The organism is Oceanobacillus luteolus (genome assembly GCF_042678205.1).
Lineage (GTDB): Bacteria > Bacillota > Bacilli > Bacillales > Amphibacillaceae > Oceanobacillus > Oceanobacillus luteolus.
Genome location: NZ_JBHUDE010000011.1, coordinates 1 through 23,156, shown reverse-complemented (window position 1 = coordinate 23,156; position 23,156 = coordinate 1). Strand labels below are relative to the sequence as shown.

The 23,156-nt window shown below is 39.1% G+C and carries 22 protein-coding genes; 16 read left to right on the top strand and 6 right to left on the bottom strand.

All coding sequences use genetic code 11. The features are described from left to right. The first annotated feature begins 67 nt into the window (after window positions 1–67). The 3 genes from trhO (at window position 68) to ACFSBH_RS03345 (ending at window position 2,219) form a co-directional block, all read left to right on the top strand. Entirely contained in the window at window positions 68–1,033 is a 966-nt protein-coding gene (trhO, locus tag ACFSBH_RS03355; protein WP_251513704.1) for an oxygen-dependent tRNA uridine(34) hydroxylase TrhO, read from the top strand. Between the two features lie 619 nt (window positions 1,034–1,652). Beyond that, a complete protein-coding gene (gene cspD / locus ACFSBH_RS03350) occupies window positions 1,653–1,850 on the top strand; it encodes a cold-shock protein CspD (RefSeq protein WP_251513702.1) in 198 nt (65 codons plus the stop codon). Window positions 1,851–1,916: 66 nt separating this feature from the next. Next, a complete protein-coding gene (locus tag ACFSBH_RS03345; protein ID WP_251513698.1) occupies window positions 1,917–2,219 on the top strand; it encodes a hypothetical protein in 303 nt (100 codons plus the stop codon). A gap of 59 nt (window positions 2,220–2,278) precedes the next feature. On the opposite strand, the gene ACFSBH_RS03340 is transcribed toward ACFSBH_RS03345, so the two are convergent. Beyond that, complete coding sequence (locus ACFSBH_RS03340; protein WP_379596051.1) at window positions 2,279–3,172, bottom strand: NAD(P)-dependent oxidoreductase; 894 nt, start codon at window positions 3,170–3,172, stop codon at window positions 2,279–2,281. A 235-nt stretch (window positions 3,173–3,407) separates the two neighbouring features. On the opposite strand from ACFSBH_RS03340, the gene ACFSBH_RS03335 reads away from it, so the two are divergent. After that, window positions 3,408–4,073, top strand: coding sequence for a TraR/DksA C4-type zinc finger protein (locus ACFSBH_RS03335; protein ID WP_251513690.1), 666 nt, complete (start codon window positions 3,408–3,410; stop codon window positions 4,071–4,073). A gap of 35 nt (window positions 4,074–4,108) precedes the next feature. Here ACFSBH_RS03335 and ACFSBH_RS03330 read toward each other — a convergent pair whose 3' ends face one another. Continuing rightward, a complete protein-coding gene (locus tag ACFSBH_RS03330) occupies window positions 4,109–5,443 on the bottom strand; it encodes a S1C family serine protease (protein ID WP_251513687.1) in 1,335 nt (444 codons plus the stop codon). A 361-nt stretch (window positions 5,444–5,804) separates the two neighbouring features. Here ACFSBH_RS03330 and ACFSBH_RS03325 point away from each other — a divergent pair, with 361 nt between their 5' ends. From ACFSBH_RS03325 to treC, 5 genes are all read left to right on the top strand, one after another. Continuing rightward, the gene (locus tag ACFSBH_RS03325) at window positions 5,805–6,491 is read left to right on the top strand and encodes a response regulator transcription factor (protein WP_251513897.1); all 687 of its coding nucleotides are present in this window, start codon (window positions 5,805–5,807) and stop codon (window positions 6,489–6,491) included. A 2-nt stretch (window positions 6,492–6,493) separates the two neighbouring features. Further along, window positions 6,494–7,855 carry a sensor histidine kinase gene (locus ACFSBH_RS03320; RefSeq protein WP_251513684.1) on the top strand — a complete coding sequence of 454 codons (1,362 nt, stop codon included), beginning with the start codon at window positions 6,494–6,496 and terminating at the stop codon, window positions 7,853–7,855. Between the two features lie 136 nt (window positions 7,856–7,991). After that, window positions 7,992–9,806, top strand: coding sequence for a translational GTPase TypA (gene typA, locus ACFSBH_RS03315; protein ID WP_251513681.1), 1,815 nt, complete (start codon window positions 7,992–7,994; stop codon window positions 9,804–9,806). Between the two features lie 187 nt (window positions 9,807–9,993). Then, on the top strand, window positions 9,994–11,925 hold the full coding sequence (treP, locus tag ACFSBH_RS03310) for a PTS system trehalose-specific EIIBC component (protein WP_251513678.1): 1,932 nt from the start codon (window positions 9,994–9,996) through the stop codon (window positions 11,923–11,925). Window positions 11,926–11,943: 18 nt separating this feature from the next. Beyond that, window positions 11,944–13,611, top strand: coding sequence for an alpha,alpha-phosphotrehalase (gene treC / locus ACFSBH_RS03305; RefSeq protein WP_251513674.1), 1,668 nt, complete (start codon window positions 11,944–11,946; stop codon window positions 13,609–13,611). Window positions 13,612–13,665: 54 nt separating this feature from the next. Here the strand turns inward: treC and ACFSBH_RS03300 are convergent, their stop codons facing one another. After that, a complete protein-coding gene (locus ACFSBH_RS03300) occupies window positions 13,666–13,857 on the bottom strand; it encodes a hypothetical protein (RefSeq protein WP_251513671.1) in 192 nt (63 codons plus the stop codon). 277 nt (window positions 13,858–14,134) lie between these two features. Here ACFSBH_RS03300 and ACFSBH_RS03295 point away from each other — a divergent pair, with 277 nt between their 5' ends. The 3 genes from ACFSBH_RS03295 to ACFSBH_RS03285 all read left to right on the top strand — a co-directional run bounded on the left by ACFSBH_RS03295 (window position 14,135) and on the right by ACFSBH_RS03285 (window position 16,610). Next, complete coding sequence (locus tag ACFSBH_RS03295; RefSeq protein WP_251513667.1) at window positions 14,135–15,310, top strand: CapA family protein; 1,176 nt, start codon at window positions 14,135–14,137, stop codon at window positions 15,308–15,310. A gap of 118 nt (window positions 15,311–15,428) precedes the next feature. After that, the gene (locus ACFSBH_RS03290; RefSeq protein ID WP_251513664.1) at window positions 15,429–16,241 is read left to right on the top strand and encodes a DUF368 domain-containing protein; all 813 of its coding nucleotides are present in this window, start codon (window positions 15,429–15,431) and stop codon (window positions 16,239–16,241) included. A 48-nt stretch (window positions 16,242–16,289) separates the two neighbouring features. Continuing rightward, window positions 16,290–16,610, top strand: coding sequence for a thioredoxin family protein (locus ACFSBH_RS03285; RefSeq protein ID WP_251513661.1), 321 nt, complete (start codon window positions 16,290–16,292; stop codon window positions 16,608–16,610). A 443-nt stretch (window positions 16,611–17,053) separates the two neighbouring features. On the opposite strand, the gene ACFSBH_RS03280 is transcribed toward ACFSBH_RS03285, so the two are convergent. Both ACFSBH_RS03280 and ACFSBH_RS03275 read right to left on the bottom strand, forming a co-directional pair. After that, window positions 17,054–18,277 carry a serpin family protein gene (locus tag ACFSBH_RS03280; RefSeq protein WP_251513657.1) on the bottom strand — a complete coding sequence of 408 codons (1,224 nt, stop codon included), beginning with the start codon at window positions 18,275–18,277 and terminating at the stop codon, window positions 17,054–17,056. A 68-nt stretch (window positions 18,278–18,345) separates the two neighbouring features. Next, window positions 18,346–18,972: a VOC family protein gene (locus tag ACFSBH_RS03275; protein ID WP_251513654.1), complete on the bottom strand. Its 627-nt coding sequence runs from the start codon at window positions 18,970–18,972 to the stop codon at window positions 18,346–18,348. Between the two features lie 112 nt (window positions 18,973–19,084). Between ACFSBH_RS03275 and ACFSBH_RS03270 the strand changes: the two genes are divergently transcribed. Together ACFSBH_RS03270 and ACFSBH_RS03265 are read left to right on the top strand one after the other, a co-directional pair. Continuing rightward, entirely contained in the window at window positions 19,085–19,777 is a 693-nt protein-coding gene (locus tag ACFSBH_RS03270; RefSeq protein ID WP_251513651.1) for a response regulator transcription factor, read from the top strand. Window positions 19,778–19,902: 125 nt separating this feature from the next. Beyond that, window positions 19,903–21,141, top strand: a complete 1,239-nt coding sequence (locus ACFSBH_RS03265; protein ID WP_379596044.1) for a sensor histidine kinase — start codon at window positions 19,903–19,905, stop codon at window positions 21,139–21,141. Window positions 21,142–21,185: 44 nt separating this feature from the next. Here ACFSBH_RS03265 and ACFSBH_RS03260 read toward each other — a convergent pair whose 3' ends face one another. Then, the gene (locus ACFSBH_RS03260; RefSeq protein ID WP_251513643.1) at window positions 21,186–21,530 is read right to left on the bottom strand and encodes a DUF6176 family protein; all 345 of its coding nucleotides are present in this window, start codon (window positions 21,528–21,530) and stop codon (window positions 21,186–21,188) included. A gap of 162 nt (window positions 21,531–21,692) precedes the next feature. Between ACFSBH_RS03260 and ACFSBH_RS03255 the strand changes: the two genes are divergently transcribed. Together ACFSBH_RS03255 and ACFSBH_RS03250 are read left to right on the top strand one after the other, a co-directional pair. Beyond that, window positions 21,693–22,058: a PepSY domain-containing protein gene (locus ACFSBH_RS03255; protein ID WP_251513639.1), complete on the top strand. Its 366-nt coding sequence runs from the start codon at window positions 21,693–21,695 to the stop codon at window positions 22,056–22,058. Window positions 22,059–22,182: 124 nt separating this feature from the next. Continuing rightward, window positions 22,183–23,022, top strand: coding sequence for a PepSY domain-containing protein (locus tag ACFSBH_RS03250; RefSeq protein WP_251513635.1), 840 nt, complete (start codon window positions 22,183–22,185; stop codon window positions 23,020–23,022). Window positions 23,023–23,156: the final 134 nt, after the last annotated feature.

Genomic DNA, 23,156 nt, shown 5'->3' with positions numbered 1-23,156 from the left:
AGAGATAAATTAATAAAAACCCCAACATTTGTATCTTGCAAATATAAATGATAGGTGGTAAATCACTATGGAGAATGAAAAGTACCAAGTTTTATTGTACTACAATTATGTACACATCGAAGACCCGGAAACTTTCGCAGCTGATCATTTGAAGTTTTGTAAGGAGCTTGGCTTGAAAGGCCGGATTTTAGTCGCTGAAGAAGGTATCAACGGAACGGTATCCGGTACTGTTGAACAAACACAAAAATATATGGATACAATGCATGCGGACGAAAGATTCGCAGACATGGTGTTCAAGATTGATGAACATGATGGTCATGCCTTTAAGAAAATGCATGTTCGTCCACGTAAAGAATTGGTTACACTTCGCCTTGAGGACGATATTAACCCGCATGAAATTACTGGGAAATACCTCGAGCCTAAGGAATGGTATGAAGCGATGCAACGGGATGATGTTGTCATTCTAGATGCTCGTAATGATTATGAATATGATCTTGGCCATTTCCGTGGAGCAATCCGTCCAGATATTGAAACATTCCGTGAGCTGCCAGACTGGGTACGCGAAAACCGTGAAATGTTTGAAGGTAAGAAGATTTTAACTTACTGTACTGGCGGAATCCGTTGTGAAAAATTCTCTGGCTGGTTAGTTAGAGAAGGATTTGAAGATGTAGCACAACTTCATGGTGGTATTGCCGTCTATGGAAAAGACCCTGAAGTCCAAGGTGATCTTTGGGACGGAAAAATGTATGTGTTTGATGAAAGAATCTCTGTTCCAGTAAATCAGAAAGAACATGTCATTGTTGGTAAAGACTACTTTGATGGAGAGCCTTGTGAACGATATGTCAACTGTGCAAATCCAGAATGTAACCGTCAAATGCTTTGTTCTGAGGAAAATGAACATAAATATCTCCGTGGATGCTCTCATGAATGTCGAGTGACTCCACGTAATCTATATGTAAAAGAGCATAATCTAACCGAAGAAGAAGTTGCTGAACGTCTTCGTGCACTTGAAGCAGAAGAACAGCATGCTTAATGATTAAAATGGGAAGCCGTACTTGAATTAGTGCGGCTTCTTTTTGTTTGGGAAATAACCATATTACCTTAAGTTTATTAGCTCTAAACACCCGAACAACTGCTTACTATTCTTATTTAGTCGCTCATTGGCGCTCTAAGCGCCCAAACTCCTGCTTACTTCTCGGATTCGGTCACTGATAGGTACTCTAACTGCCCGAACTCCTGCTTATTTCTCGCATTCGGTCGCTCATCGGTGCTATTACCTCCCGAGCAACTGATTACAGCTCGCGTTCGGTCGCTTATCGGCTCTCAAACCCGCCCGAATTACTGCTTACTCCTCGCATTCGGTCTATAGTATCGTACTCGTCCCCATTCTCTGACAGCGATTACAAAAATAGCCTCCAAATAAATTTAAGTTTTTATGTATATTAACATTTGAAAGTGGTTAAGAATAAAATACTTAGAAAAAGTTGAGAAAAAAATTAAGAAAAGCTTGCATTTTTTCTCACTTCAAGGTAAAGTTTAAGGTGCAAATGGGAATTGGAATTAGAATAATACTTTACGACTCTTTTTCAAGATGTGTAAAAGTATTAAAGATTCAATCACTTTGCACGATATTGAAAAAGGAGGTCATTTAAATGACTGGTAAAGTAAAATGGTTTAATGCAGAAAAAGGTTTTGGTTTCATCGAGCGTGAAGACGGAGATGACGTATTCGTACACTTCTCAGCAATTCAAGCTGACGGATTCAAAACTTTAGAAGAAGGTCAAGAAGTTGAATTCGAAATCGTCGAAGGAAACCGTGGACCACAAGCTGCTAACGTAGTTCGTCTATAATTAAAAAATTCTTAAGCTTACTTCCATTGGAGGTAAGCTTTTTTAAATTCGGAAGCAGGTGAAATTATGGATAAAAAGGAAGTAGAAAAGAGAATCATTGAAAATTATCAAAATGATGAAAGAATGATGATTCTCATATTTTGCCAATGGTGTGTAAATCATGATCTTGATCCACAAGAACTGTACGGTAGAGCTTACCCTGAACAACCTTCTAATGCGCTAATAGAAGAGATGAAAGAAAGTACGGTGTCGAAGGAAGAATCGGATGTCATTTCTGATGCAACTCTTCTCCAAGTTCTTCAACTATTTGGAAATAATGACTTGGCATTTATTGTCCAAGAGGAAGTCGAAAAGCGGGATAAAAGTTAATTTACTCGAAATGGGATAAAAAAGTGGTCAACCTGAATTACTGATTGACCACGTAAATCCTATTGAAATAATTTGATTAATGCTTGTGTTCCGCTGTCCGCTTCTCCGTTTTCGGCCAATTCTTTGTAAAGTTTCAATGACAGAGCAAGTCCAGGTGTGGACATTCCCATTTCTTCTGCTGATTCTAATGCAATGGTCATATCTTTGATAAAATGCTTCACATAAAATCCTGGTGCGAAATCACCTTTCAACATACGTGGTCCTAGTTGGGACAAGGAAAAGCTTGCCGCAGCACCTCTACTTATACTGTCTAGAACTCGTTCGGGATCTAAACCTGCTTTTTTAGCATACACAATTGCTTCGACTACCCCGATCATGTTAGATGCGATAGTGATTTGGTTGGCGAGTTTCGTGTGTTGTCCCGCTCCTGCATTCCCTTGATGGATGATATTTTCTCCCATCGATTGAAAAATCGGTAAAACTTCCTCAAATGCACTGCCATCACCACCAACCATAATAGCAAGTTTGCCTGTCTTCGCTCCGATATCTCCACCTGAAACTGGAGCGTCTAAAGCATGGATATTTCTTGCTTTAGCTTGTTCATAAATCTTAACTGCTAAAGAGGGTTTGGATGTGGTCATATCAATGACGTATGAGCCCTCTTTTGCATTTTCTAAAATGCCATTTTCTCCAAAATAAACTTCTTCGACGTCACTTGGATACCCAACCATCGTAATAACAACATCAACATGCTGAGAAAGCTCTTTTACCGTTTCAATCCAAGTTGCCCCTTGTGTCAGCAGGTCTTCTGCTTTTTCTTTCGTCCGGGTATAAACGTAAACTGGATAACCCGCATTCATTAAATTTAAAGCCATACTTTTCCCCATGACTCCAGTGCCAACAAAACCAATTTTTGCCGATGTACTTAATCCCATTATTCTTCCCCTTTCCATCATTTGGTCACCTGAACTCCCGCATCATTCTTCTGTTTTTACACAAAGTATATGTAGCTTTATTATAGCAAAAAACATTCCTCTTCCAATCATTAAGGTATAAGAACATGTCAACCTTCAACAAGATTATCCCGCGTCGATCATCTTATTCATTCACAATAAAAAGACCCTGGCTTTCATGATTCACCATCGAATACAGTTCCTTTATATCTTCATAAAGATGGGAGTTTTCCGTATGCTGACTAAAAAGCAATTATCACGTATGAAAGACCAATTGGAAAGTAGAGAAAAAGAACTTATCCACCAGTTAAAGGACCAATTTGGTATGAAGTTTGAATTTGCGCAAGAAGTAAGTGGAGAGCTTTCTAACTATGATAATCACCCGGGGGATCAAGGGACGGAATTATTTGAGCGTAGTAAGGACTTCGCATTAAATGAACACGCTGAAAAAGAATTGGAAGACATTAATGAAGCGCTTCACTCCATTGAGGAAGGCTCTTATGGAATTTGTGTCACTTGTGGAGAAGATATCCCTTATGAAAGGCTACTTGCAGTTCCAACCGCGGATCGCTGTATCGAACACGCAAGTAAGCAAACATTCACTAGGGAGCGGCCGGTTGAAGAAGAAGTGATGGCTGCCAATTTCCATCCAGAGGAAGACCAAAATGACGAAAATGTAGCTTATGACAGGGAGGATGCATGGCAAGATGTGAGCCGCTATGGATCTTCAGATGGTCCGTCTGATTTATATGATGATCATGAAAGCTACAATGAAATGTATCCAAATAGTGATGAAAATACGACAGGGCCTGAAGATATTGAGAATTACATTGCTGCAGATGAAAGTGGTAATTACGATGAAAATACATTAAATCTATATCGTAATCAAAAACCTGAATAAACAAAAAGACCGCCCAAATAATAGGCGGTCTCATTTTATGCTGCATCATCTTGATTAATCTCTTCAAGAATCAGTTTAGTCGTCTCCACTTTTCCATCTCGAATATATTCTACTTCGATTTCATCACCAACAGTTGTTTCCGAATATAGATACTTCCGTAGTTCTAAAATCGATGTTACTGGTTGACCATTTATTTTCGTAATGACGTCAAACTGTTGCAGTCCTGCCCGATCAGCTGGAGTGCGAGGCTCAACATGAGCGATGACCATTCCGCCTTCCACATCTTCTGGAAGATTGATTTCATAGCGGTATTGCGGCGGTACTTGGTATAAAGCAGCAGTACTGATGCCGATTAATGGTCGGGTGACTTCACCTTCTGTTTCTAGTTGCTCCATAATTGGCAGTGCTGTGTCAACAGGAATCGCGAAACCAATTCCTTCTACAGAGTTTTTGGCGATTTTCATGGAATTGATACCGATGACTTCACCTTCTGCATTGACTAAAGCCCCGCCACTATTACCTGGGTTAATCGCAGCATCTGTTTGCAACACTTCGGTCACCCAATCAGGTTGACCATCTTGGTTCGTATCAACAGGCACAGAACGGTTCAATCCACTGATGATTCCCTTTGTAATCGTGTTGGCAAATTCAAGTCCAAGCGGATTTCCAATAGCTAGTACCGTTTCGCCAACAACAAGGTCTGATGAGGAGCCGATTTGAGCAACTGTATCGATGGTTTCTCCATCAATTTCGAGAACTGCCAAGTCGGTTAATGCGTCTTGCCCTAGCACAGTCGCTGGTAGTCTCTCTTCGTCATCAAGAACGACTTCGACATGCTCAGCCCCGTTTACAACATGCTGGTTTGTTACAACATATGCTTTTCCATTTTCCTTTTTATAAATGATACCTGATCCGGTACCTGCTTCTTCATTTCCTTCCCAAATACTTCTTTGCTGCATATTGACCACACCAACAACAGCACTTGATACTTCCTCTATGTTCGTAGAAACCTCGGCATCTTCAGTGGCTAATGTTTCCACGATTTCTGGAGCGACATTAGTATCTTCTTTAGAAGATGTTTGATCCTGTCCATCAGCTCCTCCGACATTTACAAAAATCAGAGCAACGATAATGGCTGCGACCACTCCGCCAATTAATCCACCGACGACAGCGCTAATTCCATGCCATTTTTTCCGTTTTTCTCGTGTTTCTTGACCAGTTTCATTAGGAGATGATGTAGTGGAAGGTTCCGAAGAATGAGGTTGGAAGGTATCAAACTCTTCTTGGTCATCTGGTGCATTTGAGGAAGATGGTTCGTCCTCGCGTTCATATGATTGCTCTTGCTCTTTTTTCTTATCATCAAAATCCATGTCATTCACCCTTTCACTTCATTATTATATCGATAGAATTCAAAAAGTATAAGAAAAAAACAGAGGAGCTGCTGAAAAGAAATTTTTACAGCAGCAACTCCTAGAAGGTAAAAACAAATGGGATGAAATTTGCATCTTACCTTCCTGAATAACTAATTAAGGGGGAAGTTATAAGGAAGAAGGTATCAACTAATTGAGAGTCACTTCCTTACATTTCTTATTCTACCCATGAGAAAAGGAATAGGTTTGGAGTAAATGTGGAAAAAATGTGGAGAATCGTCTTTTTGAAACTTTTTAGTGTAATCTTCGTACTTTCTATGTAAAAATGGAATTAAGTATCATGAAGAAAAAGGTGACAGGCATGGGCTACAAAATTGGATTAGTTGAAGATGATAAAAATATCCAAAATATCGTACGGGCTTATTTAGAAAAAGAAGGTTATGAAGTGACGGTTGTTGCTTCAGGTGAAGAAGGCTGGGAAGTTTGGGAAAACAACCCGCCGGATATGTGGATTCTTGATATTATGTTGCCGGGTATGGATGGATATGAATTCTGTAAACGGATTCGGGCGGAAAGTGAAGTGCCAATTATCATTATCTCAGCAAAAGATGATGAAATCGATAAAATCCTCGGTCTTGAATTAGGTGGAGATGATTATTTAACAAAACCTTTTAGTCCTAGAGAACTTGTCGCTCGGGTAAAGAGATTGTTTAAAAGGACGGTACCACAAAGACAAACTAAGCAGCAAAACCTCGAACGGATGAAGGTTGGAGAACTTCTGATTTATCTCGATGAACGGCGTATTTTCTGGAAAGGTGAAGAATTTGAAGTGACTACGAAAGAATACGATATGCTTCTGTTGCTTGCCCAAAACCCAAATCGGGCATTTTCCCGAGAGGAGTTGCTTTTAAATATTTGGGGCAACGATTATTTTGGAAGTGATCGGGCAGTCGATGATCTAGTGAAGCGTATCCGGAAGAAATTGCCCGATATCCCTCTTGAAACGGTATGGGGATTTGGTTATCGTTTACGAAAAGATGAGGAGTAAAGATGAAACTAAGATCACAACTAACATTGGCATTTACTGGCCTTCTGCTCGTTGTTTTAACAGTGACAGGTTACTTAATTTATTCATTGATTTTAGAAATACTTGTACAGGATGAGCGAAGGCAATTGGAGGAAACGGGTGAACTTCTTGTCAGTTTCTTGACCGAACAATATGGAACTTCAAGAGATATCCAGGATTTCAACCAATTTTTGAATGAACAAGAGCTCCAATTGATCCTTTATGATCGTCACCAAGATAAGGTATTATTCTCGACTATGTCGAATGCGGTGGTTGCAGGGTTTATTAAAGAGAATAACTTTGCAAATCCAAAAGAAACGATGTGGCAGTTAGGGAGTGATCGTTTCGTAACCTCCCGGATTCTCTTCAGCCCAGATATACTCGGTATTGAGTTGGTTCTGCTTACTCCAATGACTGACTTACATGCGGTACAGCAAAACTTCTTCTCCAGGCTCTTTTTGATATTCCTTATCGGTGCATTACTTGCCATTTGGCTCAGTTATTATTTAACGAACAAACTAGTTACGCCACTGACATTATTGCAACACCAATTGAAAAAGATCGAAAAGCGTCAATTTGATGATATGGAGAGGATAAAAGCAACTGGGGAAATAAAAGAAGTGGAACAAAGCGTTTATGAAATGGCGAAGGAATTACAGCGTTATATGAAGTCACAGCAAGTATTTTTCCAAAATGCGAGTCACGAGCTGAAAACACCCCTCATGTCGATCCAGGGTTATGCCGAGGGGATTAAAGATGGAATCTTTGAAGGAGAAGATAGGGATAAAGGTCTCGAGACGATGGTGGAAGAAGTAAAGCGGTTGAAGGTCATCATCAATGAAATGATCTTATTGGCCAAGCTTGATACTGAGAAAGCATACGAACCTGTAAAACTCTCGGGGAATGTCATGATTGATTCAGTCATTGATCGAGTCATCCCTTTGTTGAATGAAAGTAATATAACACTCGAGAAAAAAGTAGAGGATAACATCACTTTGTATGCGGATGAAGAGAAATTGTTGCGTGCCCTTTCTAATATTGTATTAAATGGAATCCGCCATGCAGAAAGTCAGATATTTGTCCATGCATACACAGAGGCTAAAAAGACGATCATCACCATTGAAGATGATGGGGAAGGGGTAGATGAGGAGCTCATCCCACATATTTTCCATCGCTTCATTAAAGGTAAAAGCGGTGAAACAGGTCTCGGCTTAGCCATTGCTAGAGCAATTATCGAGCAGTCGAATGGTAAAATTTCTGTCGACCGTTCTGCCCGTTTGGGGGGGGCAAGATTCACCATCACTTTTTATGAAAATAAAAATAAGAAATTAAAGGAAAAATTGTAATATAATACCGGGATTGTTTCTTATCCCGGTTTTTTGTGTTTTAAAAAGAGGGAAAGGGATAGATTATATACGAGGGGAAAATATTATGGTATAATTATGGCTTGACTTATCCCTAATAATGAGGAGCGTAAAATTTATGCGAAGAGAAGACATACGTAATATTGCGATTATTGCACACGTTGATCATGGGAAAACGACAATGGTTGATCAGCTGTTAAAATACTCAGGGACTTTCCGAGAGAACGAAAATGTGCACGACCGTGCGATGGACTCTGGTGATATTGAGCGTGAACGTGGTATTACTATTTTAGCCAAGAATACAGCGGTAAAATATAAAGATGCAACAATTAATATACTTGATACACCGGGGCACGCGGACTTCGGTGGTGAAGTGGAACGGATTATGAAAATGGTGGACGGTGTAGCACTTGTTGTCGATGCTTATGAAGGAACAATGCCTCAGACAAGATTCGTATTGAAGAAGGCTTTGGAACAAAAATTACGTCCTATCGTTGTATTGAATAAAGTCGATCGACCGAATGCAAGGCCGGAAGAAGTGGTCGATGAAGTACTTGATTTATTTATCGAGTTAGGTGCGGATGATGACCAATTAGAGTTTCCGGTAGTATATGCCTCTGCCCTCAACGGTACTTCAGGTTTAACACCGGATGACCAACAGGAGACAATGGATCCTATTTTTGAAATGATTATGAAGCATATCCCTGCTCCAATAGATAATCGTGATGAACCTCTTCAATTCCAAGTGACATTGCTTGATTATAATGACTATGTTGGAAGAATTGGTGTAGGTCGGGTTGCGAGAGGAAAAATTCATGTCGGTCAGCAAGTGGTTGTAATAAAGAAAGATGGGACTCAAAAGAATTTCCGTATTACGAAGCTATTTGGCTTCCTCGGATTAAAACGAATTGAAATTGATGAGGCTCATGCTGGAGAGATTGTTGCTGTATCTGGCTTAGAGGACCTTAATATTGGGGAAACGGTTTGTCCAAAAGAACATCCAGAAGCACTTCCTTGGCTGCGAATTGATGAACCAACACTTCGAATGACATTTCTTGTAAACAATAGCCCATTTGCAGGTAAAGAAGGAAAGTATATCACTTCAAGGAAAATTGAAGAGCGTCTTATGAAGGAATTGGAAACGGACGTCAGTCTGCGAGTAGATCCAACTGACTCTCCGGATGCGTGGGTCGTCTCTGGACGTGGTGAGCTACACTTATCGATTTTAATTGAAAATATGCGCAGAGAAGGTTATGAATTACAGCTTTCGAAGCCAGAAGTCATCATTAAAGAAATCGATGGAGTAAAATGTGAGCCGATAGAAAGAGTACAGGTTGATATTCCAGAAGAGTATACCGGAGCGATAATGGAGTCACTTGGGGCAAGAAAAGGTGAAATGCTCGATATGGTGAACTTTGGGAATGGACAAGTTCGGATTGAGTTTAAAGTTCCATCCCGTGGGCTACTTGGTTATACGACTGAATTTATGTCACAAACAAGCGGCTATGGAATCCTGAACCACACATTTGAAGCTTACGAGCCGATCGTGAAAGGACAAGTTGGCGGCAGACGTCAAGGAGTTCTCGTTGCGTTGGAAAAAGGTAAAGTATCTACCTATAGTATTCTGCACCTTGAAGATCGAGGAACTATTTTTGTTGATCCAGGTCTGGAAGTATACGCTGGTATGATTATTGGGGAACATAACCGGGATAACGATCTGACGGTTAATATTACGAAAGAGAAACATTTGACCAACATTCGTTCAGCGAACAAGGACAATACAACAACAATCCGTAAATCGAGAAGAATGTCTCTTGAAGAAGCTCTCCAATACTTGAACGATGATGAGTATTGTGAAGTGACTCCTGAATCAGTCCGTTTACGGAAGAAAATCTTGAACAAGAACGAAAGAGAAAAAGCAGCAAAAAAATAAATAAATGCTATCCAATACGTTAAAAAAACCATATGGGAGACTCATATGGTTTTTTTTGATATATTATATTAGGCGCCAAGTGTTTATTTCAGGTGTCTGAAGGAAAATGCTATAGGGAATATAACTTCACACACACCAAAGATACTACATAGTCTTACAGACTGAATTATTGAAGGAGGTTTATCCTATGGGAGATAAAATTTTTGCACCCTTAACAGGAAGGGTTGTCCCCTTAGAAGAGGTACCAGATCCTACGTTTTCTGGAAAAATGATGGGGGATGGTATTGCGGTTGACCCAACCATTGGTGAAGTAAGGGCTCCATTTCATGCTACTGTTATTTTGGCATTCCCAACCAAGCATGCCATTGGTTTGAAAACAGACTCAGGCTTGGAAATCTTAATTCATGTTGGACTGGAGACCGTGAATTTAAATGGAGAAGGATTTGAAGTTCATGTTTCACAAGGTGACGAGGTCAAGCAAGGTGACAAATTAATCAGCTTCGACTTGGATTTCATTGCCGAAAAAGCGGCAAGTACGATTACGCCTATCATTATCACAAATGGTGATATGGTCTCTAAGTTGGAAAAAACGTCTGAAGCGGAAGTGACAGCTGGAGAATCCCTGTTATTGACAGCGACATTGAATCAAGGAGAATCAGATCAAAATTCGAATTCTGCTTCAGAAGAAAAGAGTACAAGTGATCAGCCTTATAGTAAGGAAGCGAAGGCAATTGTACAAGCGGTTGGTGGCGAGGATAACATTCGAGCGGCTACCCACTGTGTGACCCGTCTGCGGTTCGCTTTGGCTGACGATGATAAGGTAGATAAAGAGGCGCTGGAAAAGATGGATATTGTAAAAGGTGTCTTTTCAGCGAATGGTCAATATCAAGTTGTTATCGGGCAAGGTACTGTCGATAAAGTATATCAGTCCATGGTTAATGAAACCGATATCAGCGAAGCGACAAAAGAGGATGTAAAAGCTGCGAGTGGCCAAAAGCAAAATGCATTGCAGCGCGGAATTAAAGTCTTGGCAGATATCTTTATCCCGATATTGCCAGCGATTATCACTGCCGGTCTATTGATGGGGATCAACAATATCTTAGCGAACCCTGGCATTTTTGGTAAGGACTCGCTTCCGGTTATCGAGATGTATCCACAATGGGCAGGCCTTGCTGATATGATCCATATCATTGCCAATACTGCGTTCACCTTCTTGCCTGCTTTAATCGGTTGGTCTGCAGTAAAACGCTTTGGCGGAAATCCGTTATTTGGTGTCGTCATTGGACTTGTCATGGTTCATCCGGACCTGTTGAATGCATGGGCATATGGGGAAGCGCTTGAAAAAGGTGAAGTACCGACATGGAATCTATTCGGATTGGAAATCAATAAAATCGGTTATCAAGGCCAAGTTCTGCCTGTTTTATTCGCTTCTTGGATATTAGCCAAGTTGGAACTAGCCTTGAGGAAAAGAGTGCCGGACTCACTTCAATTACTGATTGTTGCTCCAGTAGCTATCTTGGTCACAGGATTCCTGACATTCCTGTTCATTGGCCCGATCACATTTACAATTGGAAACTGGATTACAGATGCGCTTGTTGCAACCTTCAATGCTGTACCACTTATCGGTGGACTAATTTATGGGGCGATTTATGCACCGCTCGTTATTACAGGAATGCATCATACTTTCCTGGCAGTAGACTTACAATTGATTGGTTCGACGGGATCTACATTCCTATGGCCGATATTGGCATTATCCAATATCGCACAGGGGGCAGCAGCCTTTGCAATGATGGTCGTTGCAAAAGAGGAAAAATTAAAAGGATTATCAGGAACTTCGGGAGTTTCTGCTTGGCTGGGAATCACTGAACCGGCAATGTTCGGGGTAAACTTACCATATCGTTATCCATTCTTTGCAGCAATTATTGGTTCTGCAATTGCCGGGGCATTCATCACCCTCCAAAGTGTACAGGCAACTTCAATTGGAATCGGTGGTCTGCCAGGTATTCTTTCAATCATTCCAGGAGGATGGATAAGCTTCTTGATCGGTATGGCAATTGTAATTGTAGTACCGTTTGTATTGACTTACTTAATCGCTAAACGGAAAATGAATACGAATTAAGATTGGAGTAGTGATACGATGCACGAACCTTGGTGGAAAAAATCGGTCGTTTATCAAATTTACCCGAAAAGCTTTATGGATACCACGGGAAAAGGTACAGGTGATTTACAAGGAATCCGCAAAAAATTGGATTACTTGCAAAAGCTTGGGGTCGATGTCTTATGGTTAACACCAGTATACCAATCTCCTCAAAAAGATAATGGATATGACATCAGTGATTATTATTCCATTGATCCTTTATATGGAACGATGGATGATTTTGATGAACTGCTGCATGATACACATCAGCGGGGGATGAAATTGATTATGGATTTGGTTGTGAATCACACCTCGACCGACCATGAATGGTTTAAGAAATCCCGGACTTCAAAGGACAATCCATACCGTGATTTCTATATTTGGAAAGACCCGATTGACGGGAGAGAGCCGAATCAATGGCAATCGAAGTTTGGTGGTAATGCATGGGAATGGGATGAAGCAACTGGACAGTACTATTTGCATCTATTCGATAAGACTCAGGCGGATTTGAACTGGGAAAATCCAGAGGTAAGGGAAAAAGTATTTGAATTGATGCGTTTCTGGGCGGAAAAAGGGATTGATGGTTTCCGATTGGATGTAATCAACCTCATTTCCAAAAAGCAAGACTTCCAGGATGATCCAGATCCTAAAGGGGATGGACGCAGTCAATATACAGATGGTCCACGTATTCATGAGTATTTGCATATGATGAACCAAGAGGTATTTTCAGAATACGATATGCTTACAGTAGGAGAAATGTCGTCTACAACTTTAGATAATTGTGTCCGTTATACCCAACCTGAGCGTCAGGAGCTGTCTATGACGTTCAACTTCCATCATATGAAAGTCGATTATCCGAACGGAGAGAAATGGACGTATGCTCCTTTTGATTTCCTTGAATTGAAGCAAATTCTGTCTGATTGGCAAATCGGTATGCATGAAGGTGGAGGTTGGAATGCATTATTCTGGTGTAACCATGATCAACCACGAGTCGTATCACGCTTCGGTTCAGAAGGAGAATATCGGGAATTATCAGCGAAAATGCTGGCTACAACCTTGCATTTTCTAAAAGGAACTCCGTACATTTACCAAGGTGAAGAGATTGGGATGACGAACCCTAATTTCTCATCTATCGAAGATTATCGTGATGTGGAATCACTGAATGCGTATCATATCTTGCAGGAAAAAGGCTTGTCTGAACCTGAAATTATGAAGATTTTAATGCAAAAGTCTAGAGATAATGCAAGAACTCCGATGCAATGGTCAGCTGATGAGCATGCAGGATTTACAGCTGGGAATCCGTGGATAAATGTAGCGGATAATTATAAAAAGATTAATGTGGAAGAGGCTCTTGCTGATGAGGATTCTGTATTCTATCATTATAAAAAATTGATTGAGCTACGGAAGCAGTATGACATCATCACATACGGCGACTACGAGCCGCTGTTCCTTGAACATCCACAGGTCTTTGCGTATTCCCGTAATTGGCAGGATGAACGAATCCTTGTCGTAAGTAACTTTTTTGAAGAAGAGGTAACAGTCGATCTTCAAGTTGATAAACAATTTGCCAATCCTAAACTGTTACTATCGAATTATAATGATTCTAGTGAGAGATTGGAGCAATTAAAACTTCGTCCCTATGAATCAGTTGTTTATTATATTAAGTAATAAATAAACCCGAGAGAAGCACATGCCTTCGCTCGGGTTTTTCGTCCTGATCCATTAACGCTGATTGGTTTTCGTTTTCTTTTTTTCTTCATTAGGAATATATTTTGTGAAATAAGCAGCGAGTATCAATAATATAAATGCAATCCCCCATGCTGCAATTCCACCCCAGTAAATATCCATCATGTTTCCAACGATGATAATGACTGCGCTTATTCCAATTAAAATGCCGGACAAATAACGTTTCACAACGATTCCTCCATCACCTCTAACACGTTTTGTGGGCTTCATTTAAGTCTTTCCAAAAAAACAAGGGTATAAACTTCAGTAAAACATACATGGAATGAAGTTTCGTTTTATCTCTATCTGTTATTATACTATAACCAGTTTTGTCCAGTGTACCATTATGCGTGTAAAGTTTCTTTAAAGTTTGTTAATTTTAAGAATCTATTGAGCGAATGATTTATTAGCAGTAAAATAATATTAGTCGTGCAGAGAACAAAAGGGAAGAGATGGGGAAGAAGACATGAAAAAGCTCACTGTATTTCACGTTTCGCTTGTTTTTTGTTTCATTAGTTTGCTGACTTCTTGCGGGACGTCAACTACAGAATTGATAGGTACCGATGAATCAGTCGTAATAAAGGAAAATCGTATAGTCGAAAAAGCATCAATCCCCGTGCGGTCAGTGAAAGAAATCACTATATCTTCCATAGGCGATGTTTTGATTCATCAACCAGTATATATTGATGCGTGGACAGGAAGTGGTTATAACTTTACCCCTATGCTGGAGAAGGTAAAACCTTATTTAAGTGCGGCAACAATTACGATTGCAAATCAAGAGTCGATGATTGGGGGAGAGGAGTTTGGCTTATCTTCTTATCCGACATTCAATAGCCCAGTGGAAATAGGAGCTGCTTTGAAAGAGGTTGGTGTGAACGCAGTTAACTTGGCAAACAACCATACGTTAGATCGTGGGGAAGCTGTTATCCAGCAAGCCATTCGCCATTGGGAGCAACTTGGTATAACATACGTCGGTGCTTACAAAGATGAAGAGGATTGCCAAGACTTACGTATCATTGAAACAGATGAAGGCATTTCAGTAGCTTTACTAGCTTATACATACGGAACAAATGGCATACCAGTGCCTAAAGGTAAGGATTATTTGGTGAACATAATCGATAAAGCAAATATGGAAGAAGAGATTGCCAGAGCAAAGGAAGCAGCCGATGTTATTATAATGAGTCTACATTTCGGTAATGAATATGAGCGGTTACCGAATGACTTTCAAAAATCCCTTGTACAATTCGCAGCAGATCAGGGTGTACATGCAGTGATTGGGCATCACCCTCATGTATTACAGCCTGCTGACTGGATAGAAGGTGAGGAAGGAAATGAGACTCTTGTCATTTATAGTCTAGGAAATTTTCTATCTAATCAACAAACTCTTTATCAGCGTATTGGAGGAATCTTTACTTTCACCGTAAAGAAAACAACATTTGGTGATAAGGAAGAGATTGAAATCCATTCACCTACTCTGTTGCCAACATATGTAAAATTTCGTTCAAATTGGTCCGATTATGAAGTCGTACCGATGTATACGTTAAGTAATGAAGAGTTGGCTGGAGCTTCTAATCATTACAGTGAAATCAAGAAGCATATGTCACAATGGATGCCGGAACTGCAGTTTTTAGAAGGGGAATAAATGAAGCGATCAGTAGTGATGCTGGTCGCTTCATTTAGTTTCCTGTATGCATGTCCCACTTTTTTTGATATGATGTAAAATGGACTTTGAAATAAACATACATAAGGAGATTAATCTAATGGAATGGAAGAATTTATATCGGGGAATGATAATGGGTGCAGTAGATGTAATCCCCGGCATTAGTGGAGGCACTATAGCTTTATTACTTGGAATTTACGAACGTTTAATCGAAGCAATCAATGGTTTCTTTAGTAAAAATTGGAAAAAACAGTTAGGCTTTCTAGTGCCGCTAGGTGTTGGAATGGTCACAGCCATTTTTTTATTGGCTAGTTTGATAGAATGGTTGTTTATTAATTATCCTACTCCAACCTTATTCTTTTTTCTTGGGTTAATTCTTGGGGTTTTACCTTATTTATTATATAAAGCAAATGCAAAAAATACTTTTGGTATAAAACATATCTTCTTTATGATTGCAGGAATAATTCTAATTGTTGCAATTGGTTTTCTAAGTACAGGAGATGGCGAGATTATCACCAACATTACCCCTTCTACTTATCTTCTTTTATTCGTGGCTGGGTTTATTGGCAGTAGTGCAATGATTATTCCTGGAATCAGTGGTTCATTTATGATGCTTGTTCTTGGTGTATATCCAACTGTTATTGCCGCAATAAGTAATTTTCAATTTGATATTATTATTGTTACAGGTCTTGGTATAGCAATCGGATTTGTCATTATGAGCCGGGTTATTGGGTATTGCTTGAAAAATTATTTTTCATTGACGTTTGCCGCTACAATCGGTCTTGTATTAGGTTCTGTATTCGTTATATTTCCTGGAATACCAGGGTCTGCTGGATTAATTGTATTAAGTATCGTGACTTTCTTGGCTGGATTACTAACAGCCTATATTCTTGGACGAATTGAATACAAATAGTATAATATAGAGAAAATTATACTATTGTTCTATAAAAGGAGAATTTACATGGAGCTAATCGAAACACAAGCGGAATTTGACAAAGTAATCCAAAGTGAAAATCCAGTGATCATTAAATTCTTTGCTAACTGGTGTCCAGACTGCAGAGTGTTTGATATGTTCTCTGACCAAGTCATCCCAAAGTTTAAGAATTATAATTGGTATGAAGTAAATGTAGATCAAATTGAAGGGATTGCCCAGAAGTACGATGTCATGGGAATTCCAAGTGTATTGATTTTCCAAAACGGCGAAAAGCTCGCCCATCAACATAGTGCTTATACAAAATCACCAGAAGAAGTAACGGAATTCTTAGAGCAGCAATTAGGTTAATAGTGAAATTAGTGGGTAAGGTCATCGGAGGGTGACTTTACCCACTATTTTTTTACATTTCCATGCACAATAATAAGTTTAGACTCTATAAAGATACAAATGAAACAACAATGATTCTGTTCATGTCCTTAGAAGTAGTGTAGGAACACGAATGACATAAAATTGGTGCTGTTTCATGTCCTTAGAAGTAGTGTAGGGACACGAATGACATAAAATTGGTGCTGTTTCATGTCCTTAGAAGTAGTCTAGGAACACGAATGACACAGAATTAATGCTGTTCGTGTCCTTAGAAGTAGTATAAGGACACGAATGAAACAAGTTGGTACTGTTTCGTGTCCTTAGAAGATGCATAGGCATCAAATCAAATTGGATCAAGCTTGTTTCCTTTAAATGTTCTTATCCTATTTAAATTAACGTCAAAAGCTTCTATGAAATACATTATCTCACTTACTACGTGCTGGAGGTTCAGTAATTTTTCCGGTAAACAGAATAGCATCAGTCTGTTCGTCTATAATGACAAGAAAGAACGGCCGGTTGATTTCCATTACAGAAGGGCCATTACCAGGCATGGATGTAGTACTCATTTCCACGGAGGTAGCCCCCGCAGCTTCTGTTCCTTCTTCATCAACGAGGAGGAATGTTTTTTGCTTGATTTCACTTATATAGACTTCATCCGTTTCTTTCACGAGTTTGGAGAAATTTGCATGTTCATTAAAAGCAGTCGTCATTCCTAAGTCCTCAAGTGCTTCGTTTAGTGTTGCTTCAAACTCCACTTCGAAGGCTGGAAGCATCACTTGCACATCTTCTTTTTGAAAGTCGTGTTGCCAGCTTTCCCATTTTTCTAATGTGAATTTTTCATCAAAGTCATCGATCCCCTCTTTAGGCAGGAAAATTTGCATACTCATTTGCCCATCTCCGTAAGGCAAGACAATACCCTGAAAATCCGATTGTTCTAGATAGTCGAATTGTTCTACCTGCATCATCATTTCCACTTCTTTTGTGGAATTATCTAGAAGATGAAACTCACTTGTATGAGTCGAATTTGAATCAAACGCATGCTGCCAAGCTGCATCGAGGTAAATGGCATTAATCAAAAACGTAACAATCTCTGGATCCAATGGGCCTTCGACGATTTCCTCAATCCGTCCTTCTGTATTCTCCTTCACCCAATTATTGATCAAGTCAGTTGTAGAGGGATCAGCTATATCGACTTCACTTATTTCAGCTTCATAGAATTCATTCATACTATCCTGAAAATCTCTTTGAAATTGGAACTCATCATTTAGCCAAATTGAATTGGCTATTTGAAGTGTAATTCCGGATTTTTCGTTCATCAACTGTTGATAAAAGCTCTGATTGGACTGGTTCAGTTGATTTACTTCCTTGAATCCAAGTAGTTCATCCATTTCACTTTTAGTTTCTCCATCCGCCCCATTATAAACGAGTGATAATGCGATATAGAGACTGGCAGGGGAGAGGAAGACATTATCCGCTGTATCATTGGATATCTCGGCTAAAAGATCAAATGCCAACTGATTGTTTGCATGTACTAATGTGTTGACTTCGCCCTCTACATGATCCCTTTCATCCTCTTCGTTCTCAACATTGGATGTAGCGCATGCAGCAAGTATGCTAACTAATAGAATGACCATTACTATTTTCTGCATCCTATCCCATCCTTTCCATCTTTGACTGATTTCTTCATTAGACGTCAAAAGATGAAAATGGTTTCAACTTATCTTATTTCAAAATCAAGCTGTGAGCTTGTAGTAAATTGTAAATGTCCATTTTCCAGTTCAATCTGATTCTCTTCACTCTTTAAACGGAATACTTCAAGATAAATTGTCGGACTGCCAGGAAGTTCGATGTTGCTTAAGCTCTTAGTATTAATATTCGTCTTATCTTCCGGAAGATTGATTCCCGAACCCCATTCAATAAGGAAAGGGAGTGGTTCCTTTCCATCGGGAAATAACATCCGCCAGGTTAAGAGCTGACCTTCAGCTGTTTTTCTTGAACCGGGGAAGGGTCCATGAAAATGGATACTCTTTTCAGCAAATAAATTTAGGTAGTTATCCATGTCATTTGTCCGTAACGCATAGGTAACTAAGCCGGTATTTCCTTTCTCTAAAAAAGATATCGTTTGTTGAATGAGCGGATTGTCACTTTTACTTGCCAAATCTCGATCAAACACTCCAAGCCATTCGATGTAACTATTATTCTCAAAGAAAGCCAGATAATTATATGTACCCCATTTTTCATGCTTCCCTCCCTGAAGAACAGTTACGCCATGTTTATCAGCAAACTGTTGGGCATCTTCTTCCGGATTCTGTGATGCAATGACAAGATGGTCTATCGCTAACATATACTTCTCTCCCTTTCTAAAATGAAGATTTTTCCTTATCGTCATCATAAGCTTTTACTAGTATAATAGAAAGTGAATTGTGCTTAAAATATATTGGCAGGTGTAAATAAACATGACAAGCCCAAAAATTTTAATTGTAGAAGATGAACAGAAGCTTAGCCGGGTACTCCAGCTAGAGCTAGAATATGAAAATTATGAAACAGAAGTAGCGGATAATGGAAAGGATGCTCTTCGTATGATGGAAGAGCAGGAATGGGACCTCGTCCTTTTGGATATTATGATTCCAGAATTAAGCGGGCTTGAAGTACTTCGCCGAGTCCGACGTATCGATGAGGATACACCGATTGTATTACTGACTGCAAGAGATGAAGTGCATGATAAAGTAAGTGGACTGGATTTGGGAGCGAATGATTATATTACAAAACCGTTCCAGATTGAAGAATTATTAGCGAGGATCCGTGTACATTTACGGAGGCCAAAACCGAAGAAAGAAAGTGATAACGGTCTTCAGGTCGGTGACCTTGCAGTTAATATCAGTTCCAGGGAAGTAACTAGGGGTGACCAGCAAATCGAGCTCACTCCTCGTGAATTTGACTTGCTCGTATGTCTATTAAAAAATAAAAATATCGTGTTGACTCGTGAACAGTTGATTGAACAAGTTTGGGGATACGATTATTATGGCGATACGAATGTCGTCGATGTATATATTCGTTATTTACGCCAAAAGATAGATAAAGGTTTTGACGTGCCTTATATTCAAACGGTGCGTGGAGTAGGTTATACAATAAAGGATTTGGAACAATGAAACTTAAAACGAAGATTCAGCTTTTTTCCAGCATTTTCATACTTATTATGCTCGTCTTGGTAAATACCTCAATTTACTTTCTTTTTTATCAAAATGCCACAAAAAGCCAATTGGTGGAGTTATCTTTGCAAACAGAAGTACTGGTGGGACGCCTATCTAACGCTACGACAGCTGAAGAGGCTGGAGAAGTAATTAAAGCATTCCTTCCAGCAAATGGGATGGCAAAGGTATTTTCGAACGAAGGCAAGGCACTTGAATTTAAACTTACTGGAGAAGCTTATAAAACCTTGGAAGGTGCATTTCAAGCCGAGGAATCACGGGAAATCATCAGACCTGAACGTGGAGTTCATGTTGCGGTCATTACAAAACCGATTATTTGGTATGACGGCAGTATCGTTACATTGCAAATATCGGATAACTTAGTGGAATTGGCTGATACGATGACTATTTTATTTTACGTGTTAGTTATTGCTTCTATCATATTCCTAATTCCAACTTTAATTGGCAGTACTGTGTTAAGTCGATTTTTACTCAATCCGATTGAAAAGCTGACGAATACAATGAAAGAAAATATTAGAGATAGAAAATGGAATAAAATTGAACATCGGAATCATTCCAGAGATGAATTATATGAAATGGAAGTCACCTTTAATGAAATGATTGATCAACTGAAAACCAATTATGAAAAACAAGAGGACTTTGTATCGAATGCTTCCCATGAATTGAAAACGCCGATCCAAATTGTAAAAAGTTATGCACAGCTTATGGAAAGACGCGGCATGGATAATCCAGAACTTCTGCAAGAATCAATTCAAGCGATTGATTCAGAGGCTGACCGCATGAAGAAATTGGTGGAACAGCTTCTCGCTTTGGCGAAAAATAAAAAAAATGTTGTCCATAAAGAGGTAGAGTTTCATCAATTGGTCGAACATTCCATTGTAACTTTCAAACAAGCATATGGTAGAGAAATTGAATTCCATAAGAATATAGAATCAATCTATGTAATGGGAAGTGCGGATCAGCTGGAGCAGATCATCTATATACTTATTGATAATGCCCTCAAATATAGTAAGGAAAAAATCGTCGTCAGCCTGTTTACCTATAACGGTGAAGTGATCTTCTCTGTCCAGGATTTTGGTAATGGAATCTCAGAGGAGGAACAGGAACGGATATTTGAGCGATTTTATCGTGTGGACAAGGCAAGAAGCAGAGAGACAGGTGGTACGGGATTAGGTCTTTCCATTGCCCTTACAATTGCTGAGGAACACAACGGAAAACTTACAGTTGAAAGTACCGAGGGTGAAGGCTCCACATTTACTTTAGTTTTGCCGATTTTAAAAAAGAAAAGTCAACCAACTGAATAATCAAAGGCTGTATTATAGAACCCCCGAATCATTCGGGGGTTGTTTTACTTCATGCTGTTTTTAACTTTTTCAGGGATCATTACAACTTCAGTTATAAGATCAACTGGCTCATATGTTTCATCTATACATTCTCTCCAAAACTCGAGATGCTTTTTATCAATCCAGTGATCAGACTCTTCCACTTCTTGTCCGCCTTCCCCTTTAATGGAATACCAGTACAAAAACTCTTCGCCATTTATAAGTTCTCTAAAAATAGTTTCTACATACATTTTTTCACCATCTAAAGTGACCAGAACATCCTCCATATTATCATTCAAAAACTTCAGCCAGGCATCCACACGTGCCGATTTCCCCTCTTTTACTTTAAACCTTGTCAATTCTACATTCATCTTTCTTTACCTCCCCTGTAAATGAAAGCTGTATTTTAATCGTATCACACCTTATCTTTCAATACTTTAACTGGTTTCTCATTGTTTTCTAATCTGACTCACAGCCTCTTTTCATGAAACGTGGTTATGATAAATATAGAAGTTGACGAGGAGGAAATAAAAATGAAAAAGAAAACAGGTTTAATAATAGCTGCCCTAGCTCTGGCATTGATTCTTGGATTTTCTGCTTTTCAATCGAATGCGGATTCAGTAGGATCCATTATACCTACAGGTGAAGTAAAAGGAACAAAACAAGAGAAGACGAACCAATATGAAGATGCACTTTCGGTGGAGGAGGTAAAACAAATAGCACTTCAAAAGTTCGACGGGAAAGTCACCGATATTGAATTGGATGAAGATGATGGTAGACTTATTTATGAGATGGAATTGAAAAATGAGAAGCAAGAAGCAGATATTGATATTGATGCTGTAACTGGTGAAATTGTTGAGTTCGATATCGATGAAGATGACGATCATTGGGACGATTAATGAGATTTCTCATCAAATTCTAATCTAATTCACATGTTACTTTCATTCAACTAAGGTAAATTAAAAGTATAGAGAAGCAAAATTACTTTTTTAAAATAGATAATATGACATAGGAGGAGTAAAGATGAACAAAAAAATAATGATGGCATTAGGTGCAATGGCGATTGCAGCATTTTTAGGCTTAATCTTTAGTCAAAACTTATCCGTTTCCGCAGGTCCAGATTTAACTCGTGATGAGATAGAACAAAAAGTAAAGGCTCAATATCCAGGAAAAATCACCGAATTAGAGTTAGATAATAAAGGAAAAGATCCCGTCTATGAAGTGGAAATTGAAATTGAAGGAAAAGAGTATGAGTTAGCAATTGATGGCAATACTGGCGAAGTATTAAAACTTGATGAGAAATTAACTGCAAAAACAGAAGAAAATAAAGCGAAAGAAAAGCAAGAAAAAGAAGTAGCTAAAAAAGACGAAGAGAAATCATTAGATATTAAAGAAAAAACCGACGGTCAAGCAGATGACAAAAAAGAAACGAAAAAGGTAGAAGAGAAAAATACTGAAACGAAGCCAGCAGAAAATAAAACTGCAACAGCTCCTAAACAAGAGGTAAACAAGAAAGAAAACCAAACAAACGAAGCTACAAATAAACAAACTGCAAAGGCATCTGAATCAAAAGCTCAAGCTCCTAAAACGGAGAAAAAGCAAGAGACAAAAGCGCCAGCTAAAGAAACGAAAAAAGAATCAAAGAAGTCAACCATCAGTAAAGAAGAAGCAATTCAAATTGCTCTCAAACAATTCTCTGGTACAGTGGAAGACGTAGAACTCGATAAAGACGATGGCCGTCTCATCTACGAAATTGAAATTGAGAGCTCCCGTGGGGAAGCTGACATTGAAATTGATGCATATACTGGAAAAGTCTTGGTCGTGGATATTGATTTAGAAGATGATGACGACGATGACGATTGATTAAAATAAGATCAAATCAAAGTACGGATTTAGGGAGTGTAAAATAAACTGTGTAAGTGAGAGAGCGTACGGCTCTTGCTTCGCAGTTTATTTTTTTATTGTTAGAATAAACATATAAGATTGGGAGGTTATTC